Below are 12,489 nucleotides of genomic sequence, written 5' to 3'. Positions count from 1 at the left end.
TAGTCGGTCGTTACATTGTTGTCGTGGTATAGCGGAATAGAATTAATTGTCTCGCCATTGTCATAACCTGCCAATAAATGCTTTACCTTTTTTACTCTGCTTTTAAAACTTTTACAGGTTCAATATGCGCCGCTCGAATGGTTTGGGATAGGACAGTCAGTAGCCCGATTATGGCAACCAAACCAAAGCCTATGCTTACATGTATAAAACTTAAATCAACAAGACTGCTGCCTAAATCTTGTCTGATTAAATCACCGCCAAACAAGCCAGCCGGAACACCAATAAGACCGGCAATCAGGATAAGAATGCCAAAATTTTTGGTAACTGCCCACACCAGTTCTTTGTTGCTTGCTCCCAATACTTTTCTTATACCCAGTTCTTTAACGCGTGTTTCTACGGAGTAACTTGCTATGCCTAAAATGCCCAAGCCAGCGATTATCATAACTATAAGGGCAAAGAATCCAAAAAAACTTATTCTTTCTCTACTGCTTGAATAGCTATCTTTTAAATTCTGAAGATTTGCTGTTTTTTCAGGAAAATGGTTTTTCCATAAGGTTTGAATGGCTTTGGTTGCTTCCAATTCTGTATTTGGATTTATTTTTATGGTCAAGGTGGCTATTTCATTTGGCAAATACCGATACATTAGAGGAGTTGTTTCGCCAATAATTTCATTGGGCATGATGCCAATGACTTGTACATAGGCAGAATCCAGTAATAGCGTTTGCCCCACTAAAGTCTCCGATTCAGGCTCCAATAATTTTGCGGCAGCTTCATTCACCAACACATATTGCTCAGTACTTTGGGGTATATCTTTAGGGAAATTCTGTCCCGATTTTAAGCTGATACCTTCTGTTTCAATTGTTTTTGGGTCAATACTTACGTAATTCATTTCCAGAATTTTATCGCTAAATATTACAGAAGATTTGCCCATTTGCAATGGTTTATGATACCAGTTAGTTGCCAAAGTTGTCTCTACCTGGCTTAACTGGCTTATTTCGTTTTGCAGGTTTTCATATTCTTCACCTTTTAAATCAAGTGTCAGGACATTGGGTGACACGGTTGAGCTAATGATTGCATGATTTTTTATTTCATAATCGGCTAATATGACAACCAATATCGTCAGCATGATGGTTACTGAAAACTGTACGACAATCAAAGCTTTGTAAATAGCAGTACTCCGGAACAGCTTAATATTCTTCATTTTACGCAAAACCTGTATGGGCTGAAACGCTGACAATAGCCATGATGGAAGTGCCCCAGCGACTAAGCCTGTGATAACTGCGTAGGTCAACAAGCCTAAAATTAAGGTTGTATCATAAGAAAACGCCACTTCCATATCGGGTATATAGTGCGTTAAAATTTCAACACATGGCATTGTAAACAACAAAGCAAATAGGGAAACAAGGGTCGATTCCATTAAAAATTGACCAATAATTTGTCTTCTTGTTGCGCCTATCGTTTTGCGAACACCTACTTCTTTCGCTCGAGAGAAGGCACGCGCCAATGTCAAACTGATATAGTTGAAAGCAGATAAAAGGGTTAAGGCTAGAATCAAAACTAGCTGTGTTTTTATGCCCGTCCAATCGGTGCCCGCATCGTGGTCATATTTAATGTCTTTGTTTCGAGGGGTAATATCTTCTAGGGGTTGTGCCAAAAATTGAAGATTGCTCTTATCCAATTTGCGATTATAGTTTTGGAGCGTTGTATTGAGCTGCTTTAAGTTATCTTCTGATTTTAAACGTGCGTAAATTGCTGCACTCTTGAAGTCTCCCCAATTTTGTGAAATATTACTGATTGCTCCTTTTTTCTCAAGCATTTCAGCAGCACTAATAGAAAGCATTGCCTCAATGGGTAGATGTGTTTCTAAAGGTGGGTCCTGGATAATTCCCTCAACGGTATAAGAACCTAAGTTTTCAAATCGAACCGTGTGCCCTAAAGCATTGGCGTTGCCAAATATCTTTTCTGCTGTTTTTTCAGTTAAAAAAAGGGAAGTGGGACTATTTGTAAGGCTTTGGGCATTACCTGACAGCAGTTTAAAGCCAAAAACATCAAAAAAAGAAGGCTCTGAAAATTTTATGTCAATAGGTACATCACCTCCGTCGGTTTGCAAGTTGTGTTTTCCTGCCAGACGTACTTTTACCGTTTTTTCAACGAAGGAGACGTTTTCCATTTGAGGCGCCAATGGCAATGGAACTGTTGCCCATTTGGTTTGTTCCACCTCATTTGTTTCCTGCGTGAGTATCCGTACTATTTGATTTAATTTTGGATGAAAATGGTCTGTATCGTGATTGGCTTTTAGGCCTGTAAAAAGAATAACACCAACCGCCATACTCAATGACAAGCTCAGTATATTGACTAATGAAAAAAGTTTGTATTTCCAGAGTATCCGTATAGCAATTTTAAGATTGTTCTTTATCATAACTCAAAGTGTTGATTTTAAATAAAAAACAGGCCAAACACTGAGGGAGGATCCCTCTCAATTCTATTGGCAATGTTTGTATTCAAAATACAATTAATTATCAATATTTTATACAATTTTTTATTAAAACCTATTCGATTTTGGTACCCTTGTTGTATCGATTTGATACAGCCAAGTACAAAAAGATTTTACACCCAAATGAGACTGCGGCACTTACTTATATCTCAGTGGGTGTTTGCCGTGGAGAAGCTTATTGGTAGGATTGTCAAACATTTCTTTGTTGTCTGGGAACATTTGTCGGGTTACAAGGAAGGGCATTGTTGCTATCTAATGGCTAGCAGGAGTTGTATTCCTGTTAGCCACCCAATATAGCAGGGTAAACGGAACTGGACTAACGAATATACTATCTATTCAGAATAATATTAACAATTTTTCAGGTCTTGGTGATTACTTTAACAGCGCCACAAGCATACCGTATCAACATATGGTACTGACGTTTCATAACATAACGACTATAGCCATCTATATAGATTCCACTACTGTAATGAAGAAGCTGACTTGTTCAGCACCAGCTTTGTTTGCTGCCTTTCTTTAAAGCACACCTGCTTTCGTACAAGAGCTGTTTCATTTGTGAAGTTAAATGCTGATATTCGGAAAAAGTGTTCATCAGCCTCGACAAGTTTTATAGTACTCCAAGGCTGAATCACACTGCTTTCACTTCACGAGGATAACAGCATGAGCAAGGAACAGGGCAATTCGAGACGGGACTTTCTGAAGCTGGCAGGCATGGCGTCCCTTGGGTTTGTGGGTTTTCAGCACTTCATTAGCACACCCTCCTACGCAGCTGCTAGTACCTTAAATGATTACAATGTTGGCTATGGTCCGCTTCTTCCTGACCCGGATGGCATCCTGAATCTTCCGAAGGGTTTCTCTTATAAAATTATTTCCCGCAAAGGAAGCACTATGAGCGATGGCTTTTTAGTGCCTGGCGCTCCGGATGGCATGGCCACCTTTAAGGGGCCTAAAGGAAAAGTCATACTCCTGCGAAACCATGAGCTCACATCTGGCCTTGGAAGCGGTGCTTTTGGAGCGCAGAACGAACTGCTATCTAAGGTAGATAAAGATAAGTTTTACGATTTCGGAAAGGGCGTAGCGCCGGAGCTTGGCGGTACTACTACACTGGTGTATAACCCGGCAACCGGTGAAGTAGAAAAAGAATTTCTGAGTTTGGTCGGGACAACCCGTAACTGTGCCGGTGGGCTCACACCCTGGAACACCTGGATCACGTGCGAGGAATCTGTCCTGAAGCCAACTGAGTTGAACTCCTGTGAAAAGGAGCATGGCTACAATTTTGAGGTACCAGCCAGAACTAAGATAAAGCTGACTAAAGCTGTTCCGCTTAAAGCCATGGGAAGGATGAACCATGAAGCTGTTTCAGTAGATCCGCGAACCGGCATTGTGTATATGACTGAAGACACCGGAGACAGCCTGATCTATCGGTTCATACCCAAAAAGTATGGCAAGTTATCCAAAGGAGGCAAGCTGCAGGCATTGGTTATTCGGGAGCAGAAGAGCCAGGACACGCGCAACTGGGCACAGCTTACAACACCTGTTTTTCCTGTTGGGCGTCCTTTTGATGTGGATTGGATAGACATAGAAAATGTAGAGTCACCGGAGAACGATTTAAGGCTGCAGGGCTTTGAAAAAGGAGCAGCTCGTTTTGCGCGCGGCGAAGGAATGTGGTTCGGAAACAACGAAGTATTTTTTGCCTGCACTAACGGCGGAACATCCATGAATGGACAGGTCTTCCGGTATGTGCCAAGCCCTTACGAGGGAAAGGCGGAAGAAAAGAGGCAGCCTGGAAAACTGGAGCTTTTCGTAGAGCCAAATGATTCCACCATTGCCAATGCCTGTGATAACATGACCGTGTCGCAGTGGGGAGATTTGATACTGTGCGAAGATAATCCTGCTCCAACTGTTGTGGGTATTACCCCGAAGGGGGAGTTCTATAAACTGGCGCAAAATGTTGGTTTTGCAAGTGAGTTTGCAGGAGGTGTGTTTTCGCCAACGGGAGAAACATATTTTGTGAACATACAAGGAGCAGGTTTAACAGTAGCGATAACCGGACCCTGGCGGAAAGCTTAGTTTGAAGGTGATTTGCCCTTTTATACATGTCATGCTACAGCCCCAGCGGGGCGAAATGTTCATAGTGCAATCGATAAAAGAAAATTAGCTCCATAGGAGTGGCCTGTTACTTCTTTTTTAACAGGCCACTCCTACGGAGCTAATTGGTTTAACTGACATGTTTTCTATCAACAGGTCGTCCCGCCGGGACTTGAAGCTAGATGCAATAAAAAGGTATGCCCACATTGTGCACCTCTGTTTGCTTTGAGAAGGTTCTCCCCTTTCAGGACACTTAATTCGCCCTGCTTTTCTCTTCTTCGGCACCACCTGTGCGGCGACGGGATGGCGCTACCTGCGAATGGCCGAATCTATAGGTAAAGCTTAAGGTTACTACCCTCGAGTCGCGGCGCTGGAAGAAGTTCTCAGAATATCCTGTCAGCACGGTAGTAGCTCTCACCTTGTTTGTAAAAAACGCATCCGTAACATTGAGTTTTATGTTTGCTTTTTTGTCCCACAACTGCTTCTGAACGCCGCCAGACAGGAACCAGATGGGGTTTACATCTAAGAAGCCATAAATCTCTCTTGACCTGTAAACGCCCACCACTTCTGCCGACCAGCCTTTGGTAAGTGTAACTGTGTTGCTGGAGTTTAGGGTGAAGGTGGGTCTTCCGCTGTTCAACTCTGTTTGTGCCAGGTTGCCACGGTACAGGCCGTAATAGAAGGTTCCGTTGTTGATGCTGTTAAACCAGTTACCTATCGAGAACGGCACCGTCACGGTCATGCCGTAGTAGTCCAACTTTGCCAGGTTACGGAACGTCTGCACCACAAGCTTCTCCTGCGTAGTGTCCGGCGACAAAACATTCAGCATCACATCGGAAGTATGGCTGTAGCTAAACTTCGTCACAATCCGCTTGTTGAAAGTATGCGTCAGCTCAAAAGAATAGGTCAGCTCTGGCTTCAGGAAAGGATTGCCAGCAGAATAAGTGCTGGGGTCCAGGAAGTTTTTAAAAGGGTTCAATTGGTTGTAGGACGGCCTGTTGATGCGGCGGCTCAGAGACACCCCCAGTTCATGCTTCTCGTTCAGGCTGTACCCAGCAAAGGCGCTTGGGAAAAGCTGCGTATAGTTCCTGTCAAACTTACTCTCCTCCCCTAGCTCCTCGTTGGCTAGCTGCTCTCCTTTAGCGATGGTATTCTCCAGGCGCAGGCCCAGCTGCAGGCTCACTTTCTCCCACTTTTTGGAGGTGTTTATATAAGCTGCGTTGATATTCTCCTCATAGATAAAGTGGTTGCTTTTCCCCTCGTCCAGTACATTTCCGCCGTTGCTGCGGTCATAGAACTTCAGGTCGTTATCAGCACTCACCAAACTGCTTTTAAAGCCTGCCTCCAGCGACGCGTCTATTGCCTTCAGGGGCTGTACATAATCTATTTTGACAGAAGTTATGGTTAATTCACCATCTAAGCCACCATGCAATAAATCCGGCGACTGCAGCAGTTCGTTATTCAGGTTGTAGTAGTTGGTAGTGAAGTCCTGCACGTCTGTATTCCGGTAGGTCACATAATCCACGTCAGCCGTCACCTCTCTTCCCAGGCTGTCGAGGGTATGCTTGATGTTAAAGTTCACGCCTTTGTTGTCCCGGTCGTGGCCGGCAACGGCTTCGGTCAGAAACAGAGACTCCGGCTGCCTTTGCCCGTTCAGCACCAACGAGCGGTTTGCATTATCCCGATTCAGGTCAGAGATAAAGCCATTGGCCACCACCCCTATCACTGTATTCGGAGAAAGATAATAGTCTACTCCAAACCGGGCAGTATGGTAATTACTCGTAAAGTTGAACACGTTTTGCTGGTCGTAAGCACCTACATACTCTCCCTGGTTGAAAAACTCCCGGTAGATATCCAGCTCCGTAAAGCTTTTGCGGTAAGAGTAGTTATACCCTCCAAAGACATTGAACTTGCTGGCACGGTGGTTTAGCTGGATTCCCTGATCTGCCTTCCCGTATCTGCCCTGCCCGAAAGAAGCTGTATAGGTGCCGTTTGTGCCCAGGCTCTTGTCTCTTTTCAGTTTGATGTTGATGATACCGGCGTTGCCAGCGGCATCATACTTTGAAGAGGGGTTCGTGATGAGCTCAATCTTATCGACAGAGTTGGCAGACATGCCACGCAGTATGTTGGCCAGCTCCGTGCCTGACATCTGTAGCTGCTTTCCGTCTATCATAACCATCACGCCTGAGCGGCCACGCATGCTGATGTTGTCGTTCTGATCTACAACTATGCCCGGTGCTTTCTCCAGCACCTCCAGAGCCGTATTCCCTGCCGACACAATACTGTTGGCCACGTTCATCACCGTTTTATCGAACTGCTGCTCGATGAGTGGCCGCTGCCCCTCTACCACTACCTCTTTCAGGTTGTTGGCAGCCTGGATAAGCACGAGTGGCTCCAGCCGGATAACTTCATCGCTACCTGCTACTGTCACCTCAGTGCTTCCGGCTTTCCCTAGGCCAACCATACTGGCAATTACTTTATACTTACCAGCCGACAAACCAGCGAACTCATACGTGCCAGCCCCTTCGGTTAGCATACCCTTCACAAGCGACGAGTCGGCAGACTTAACGAGCAGTACATTGGCGTATTCAACGGCTTTGTTTTCTCCGTCTATCACCTTTCCGGAGATGCTGCTCTGCTGAGCATGGAGTGTTGTAAAAGCAAGAAGCAGGAACGGTAGAATCAGGCTTTTCATAGTTTTACTTTTGTTAGCGCTATTATATCTGGCATGATTGATTTTGTGCAGCACCTATAGCTGTTCCATCACATGCTATAGTTGCATAAAGCGCGTTTCCAAAAAACATACCACTCTTATATACTACTGATTTGCAATGTATTATAACATTAAACAGCAATTCCTTTATTCCTTCTGGGTGTATAATATGTCCAATCCTGAACAGTAAGTGTCTGATTCCGAACACTGCTGGCCGAGGCTGGTTTACGGTGGAGATGAGTATTTAAATTGCGGCGGAAACAAACCAATACCAGCAGAGCCAGTCCCTTTATTTCCAGTTGGCAAAAAAGCATTTCCTTTCAGAGTATACCATTCATTAACACAGCAGTTGATGTATGGGGGCGGCAAGTACTCTCTTCCTCAGTACCAAGGAACGCTGCTGCACTAGCATCTGCTAAGCTTTTTATTTTGCTAACATTCCCAACAGTTTGTAGTTACTGTTTGAAACCAGAAGCAAACAGAATGGCATCAGATAAGAACACCAACCCGAACAACAAAACAATTGTACTGGCAGGAGCTACCGGTGACCTCGGTGGGCGTATTGCCCGGTCACTCCTCGAACGTGGAGCCAATGTGCGGGCGATTATTCGCCCCGGAAGCAACAGCGATAAAGTGGAGGCATTGCGGCGGCAGGGCGTTTCTATTGCTGAGGCTGATTTCAAAAGCGTTTCTGAATTAAGTAAAGCGTGTGCGGGTGGGGATTGTGTTGTATCTGCACTGTCGGGGCTGCAGGAAGTAATGCTAGAGGCGCAGCGGGTGCTGCTGTATGCAGCGGTCGAGGCCGGAGTTCCGTACTTTATCCCCTCTGACTTCGCGATTGATTATACAAAGCTTCCCCGTGGAACCAACCGGAACCTTGACCTTCGGAAAGAATTCAAAGAGCGCCTCGACAAGGCACCCATCAGGGCTACTTCTATTCTGAACGGCATGTTCACTGACCTGCTGACCGAGCAGGCACCAGTCATCCTTTTCCCGCTCAACCGGGTTATCTACTATGGTGACGCTGACCAGCCGCTGGATTTTACGACGATAGACAACACGGCCGTCTATACTGCCGCCGCTGCCCTCGACCCTAAAGCACCCCGTTACCTCCGCATTGTCGGCGATGTATTAAGTGCACGTGGGCTGGCAGAGGCTGCGAGCCAGGCAACGGGGAAAGAATTCAAACTGTTCCGCGTTGGGGGTCTTGGAACGCTTGACACCATGATAAAAGTAACGCGTGCCCTCATGCCGAAGAGCGATGATGTCTTTCCGCCATGGCAGGGGATGCAGTACCTGCGCAACATGTTCAGTGGGCAAGCTAAACTGGACCCCCTAGACAATGACCGCTACCCCAATATCCATTGGACACCCGTGCGAGAAGTGGTTGCGACTCGCTAAACACAGCCGAGGCTAACCATAGCAGTAATTTTTCCCTTTTCCAGAAACAGGCAGCGCAGGTTGTGCTGCTAGAGCCATAACCGTGTACGCTCACTCTAACCGGGTGTACACGGCTAGCAGGCACATGAATAAGGCTGCCGCCTGCTGCCAAACCTACCTCTCCTTTTGCTTCACTCAGCTAATTTTGCGCTGCAGCTAAACCCCAAGGTGACTGGGAAGTGTAAATACAAGCACTTTCCTCCTACATGTGAGATAGTCAAGATACAACCTGACAGTTAGATTGACGTGACGCATTTCATTAATTCAATCTGATTATTTCATGACTATCTCATCCAAGGGTACCATTTGTAACGCATAGGTTCCTTCCGGGAGGGCAGTAATTGACTTTCGTTGCTTAGATACTTTTTCAACAAAAGGTACTATTTGGGCATCGGTAAGTTCAGCTGCTTGTTTTCCAGCACCAGCACCCAGTCACTTCCTCTCCCAAAGGTGTGCGGCTTGAACTCTGTTACTTTCTTCTCGCTAAAGTCACCTATAGCCATCGTTCTGCCGTCTCTGGGGTTAAACCACCAGGCCTTCACTACGTTTCCGTTGATGTTGTTCAGGTCAACGGACAGCGCCTTACCGTAGGGGGAGTAGATGAGCGCAAAGCTTTTATCGTCGGCCAGGGCAGCCTTCTGGTAAGCACCACCCTCCGGATTTGCATTCTTGATCAAGTTCTGTTCAGGCTGTAGTTTATACCAGGGTCTGGCTTCGAATAGCTTTTTCATGTAGCCCATCTGTGCCGAGCCGTTGTGTTCCAGCGCTTCTTTCCAGTGGGTCCTGGCCCAGGAAATCGGGCCTCTTTCTTCTGTCCACATCTGCCAGATGTTGTGGTCGCCATACGTGTGGCCGGCCGCACCAGACAATAAACTCCAATAGCCTGCCTGCCTCACATCAAAGTCATCGAACCAACCCAGTGAATCTGGTTTCCAGTCTACAGGGTGATCTTCGTAACGGGGCTCCGCATCAATGGTCGGCTTGAGTGGTTTCAGGTTGAGGTTGGTAACGTTATATGTATAGTTGGCACTGTTCTTTGCTCCATGCCCTGACTGGAACACGTGGAGGTCCAGCCATTTTTCGTCAGGGAAAAGCTCTGAAGAATTCCTTCCTCCCTCCGGATGATACGTCATCAGCTGGCGTCCTTTGTGCACCTTCTCTAGGCCTGCCGCCATGGCCCGCACAATAGCGAAATCTTCCGCATCAGCAGGAACACGGTCTCCTCCTAAAATCCAGATGATAGGTTTGTTCTGATACCTTTTCCCCAGGTATTCCCCGAAAGCACGGGCATTTTCAGGTGTGAAAATCTCAGGTCCCTGCCCCCACTTTTTATTGAACTTGTCTCCCCATGTCGGCAGCATGCCCACATACATTCCCAGAGAGGCGACCTTGTTTACGATGTAGTCTACATGCTGAAAGTACTTTTCATTGGGCTTTGTGGGGTCGTTGTTGAGGAGCGGCTTATCGCCATAGGGATTGGGGTCGTTTAAGCCATTAAGCTCAGCCAATACCACCGCCTGAATGACTGTAAAGCCTTTGGACGCCCTGTCCTGCAGGTACAGATCGGCTTCTTCGCGGTTTAGCCGGTGGAAAAGCTCCCAAGCGGTATCACCCAGCCAGAAGAAGGGCTTTCCCTCTTTCGTTTGTAGATACTTCTGGTTCTTGCTTACCGTGAGTTCCTGTGCCGTGAGCTCGCCAGTAATTCCAAAAATGAAAAGGGTAAAAAAGAGCAGCGCCTTGTATGTTACCTGATGCATGTGCTTTATTTCTAGGGTTAAAATGCGAATGGCCCCATTATAATAGCAAATTTTTACTTCAATAGCAGGGTATCTGTGCTTTAAGTATAGATATTTTCGCGCCTGCCGGATCTGTGGCACTACGATACTCTTTATGCTTCTCACAAGGCTAGCTGGAGGCGGTGCTTCAAGCATGTATCGCTGCTGTGTTTGAAGATGCTGGCTTCACGCGCCAGTCAAACGCGATGGCGTTCAGAAGAGACACACGCTCTGCGGAAAGTTTATCCCTCTCGTACCGCATCCTGCTGACCCATCTCCCCAGCTTAGGATCCACATTCCATTTTACAGGAACGCATGTATGGCCATGCTCCCGCTTAAAGGCTTTAAGGCGCTTATACATCTCCTTCCACGGCACAATTGTTCTTCTACTGAGGGTCCAGTCAAAGCCGATGCCATTCAACAGCTTCACCTTTCTAGTGGACAACTTCAGCTTATCCCGTCTTACCCTGTACACCCATGCAGCTAAAGGTGGGTTAGGCGCCCACTGGTGAGGAAGACTAGTGTGACCATATTGGTTTCTAAACTCTACCAGGGCCTCAAACATTCGCATCCAGTACTCTTCCTGTACGCTCCAGGGAAAGTGTATTTCATTGAGCCTGTTCGTGCGTGCTGCTGATAAACGGCCCTGGTTAAAAAGCATTCGCTGCCAGCGTGTCCACCGCTGCAGCGCAGGATCTATCTTTAGAGAGACCTGGCAGGTACCGTATTGCTGCTTATAAGCTTTTAGTTTTTCGAAGCTGGCTTCCCACTGTGCATCATATCCCGACTTTAACTGGCGTTGGGTATCACTGCCCCACACAAAGCCTATTTCGCTCAGCATCCTCTTTTTAGCAGCTCCGAGCTTACCCCTGGATTCAAGCAACCTTTGCGTGGCTACCCAGGTACCGAGGGCTTTGTTCTCCCTACAGTTAACAGGCACAAAGCTGTGGCCGTATTTCTGCTTGTAAGTACATAGCTGCCTGTACTTTTTCTCCCAACCCTTCTTTTTGATGTTGACACAGTTCCAGATAAAGTTGATTTCACCCAGCCGCCGTTCCCGGTCAGCAGGCAGCAGGTTGTTTACTTTAGCCGTTCTCTGCCTTTCAACCCAACTGGCCAGCTTCTCATATTTTCCGGGTACCCGGCAGTGGCCGTGCGTGTGATAGAACACCGCCATCTCCTGAAAGTACTGCTCCCACTGCGCATCAAATACCGTTTTAATATTCCAGACAAAACCCAGTTCATTTAGCTTATGCTCCCTTGCTTCGCTTAGCTTATTTTTTGAATACACCCGTCGCTGAACTGACACCCACTGGGCAAGCTGCCTGTCCTTTTCCCACTTTTGTGGAACACGGCAGTGGCCATACAGGCGATAGAACTCCTGAAGCCTCAGGTACATCAATTCCCATCTTTGGTCTCTGCTGTTCAAGGCGTCCCAATCAACGCCAAGAGAGTCCAGCTGCTGAAACTGAGTGGCAGACAGGAGCCTTTTGTTGAATATCTGCCTGTTTAACCAGTCCTGAAGCGCTTCAAACTTTTGATCCGAAGGAAGGCAGGTATGGCCGTTTTCTTCTACAAAACCGGCTAACTGCCTGTACATAAACTCCCAGGAAACCTCCCTGCTTTTGAAATTGAAGCGCAAGGCTGCTAATTTCTTCTTCAATTCGCCAGGCAGCACATGCCTCATACTTCTCTGAGCATCTGCCCAGCGGGTAAGACTTTCATCAAACTCAGACAGGAGCGGTTCAGTCTGCTTTTTGAAATATTCAAGCTTGTGATAGTTGCTATACCATTTGTCAAGAGACTCCTTGCTCAAAAGTTCTTTTGCTACGTTTTCCATGGCGGTGGTATTTGGGATAAAAAGTAGTGCTTTAGCGCCAGGCCAGGGTGAAGCCTGTAGTATGATTGTTTAAGCGGTCAAGTAATTGCTGCATCGGCTAAAATAGTATTTAGCTCTTTGGTGAAGGCTGTTGCTCTGC

General features: G+C 46.6%; 6 protein-coding genes. 2 read left to right on the top strand and 4 right to left on the bottom strand.

All coding sequences use genetic code 11. From position 1 onward, the window contains the following. Positions 1-91: 91 nt before the first annotated feature. Positions 92-2,419 (bottom strand): ABC transporter permease, encoded by a 2,328-nt coding sequence (locus ACFS7Z_RS21665; protein WP_377489425.1) that lies wholly within the window; start codon positions 2,417-2,419, stop codon positions 92-94. Positions 2,420-3,154: 735 nt separating this feature from the next. Between ACFS7Z_RS21665 and ACFS7Z_RS21660 the strand changes: the two genes are divergently transcribed. Next, entirely contained in the window at positions 3,155-4,564 is a 1,410-nt protein-coding gene (locus ACFS7Z_RS21660) for an alkaline phosphatase PhoX (RefSeq protein WP_377489422.1), read from the top strand. 271 nt (positions 4,565-4,835) lie between these two features. On the opposite strand, the gene ACFS7Z_RS21655 is transcribed toward ACFS7Z_RS21660, so the two are convergent. After that, the gene (locus tag ACFS7Z_RS21655) at positions 4,836-7,277 is read right to left on the bottom strand and encodes a TonB-dependent receptor domain-containing protein (protein WP_377489419.1); all 2,442 of its coding nucleotides are present in this window, start codon (positions 7,275-7,277) and stop codon (positions 4,836-4,838) included. Between the two features lie 501 nt (positions 7,278-7,778). Between ACFS7Z_RS21655 and ACFS7Z_RS21650 the strand changes: the two genes are divergently transcribed. Further along, the gene (locus tag ACFS7Z_RS21650; protein ID WP_377489416.1) at positions 7,779-8,696 is read left to right on the top strand and encodes an NmrA family NAD(P)-binding protein; all 918 of its coding nucleotides are present in this window, start codon (positions 7,779-7,781) and stop codon (positions 8,694-8,696) included. Positions 8,697-9,115: 419 nt separating this feature from the next. Here the strand turns inward: ACFS7Z_RS21650 and ACFS7Z_RS21645 are convergent, their stop codons facing one another. Continuing rightward, positions 9,116-10,492: a glycoside hydrolase family 140 protein gene (locus ACFS7Z_RS21645; RefSeq protein ID WP_377489413.1), complete on the bottom strand. Its 1,377-nt coding sequence runs from the start codon at positions 10,490-10,492 to the stop codon at positions 9,116-9,118. Between the two features lie 166 nt (positions 10,493-10,658). Next, entirely contained in the window at positions 10,659-12,350 is a 1,692-nt protein-coding gene (locus tag ACFS7Z_RS21640; protein ID WP_377489410.1) for a helicase associated domain-containing protein, read from the bottom strand. Between the last annotated feature and the right edge of the window lie 139 nt (positions 12,351-12,489).

The sequence above is a fragment of the Pontibacter toksunensis genome (assembly GCF_042686245.1).
GTDB lineage: Bacteria > Bacteroidota > Bacteroidia > Cytophagales > Hymenobacteraceae > Pontibacter > Pontibacter toksunensis.
Note: the sequence above shows the minus strand (reverse complement) of the source record. Positions and strands in the feature narration are given on the sequence as shown.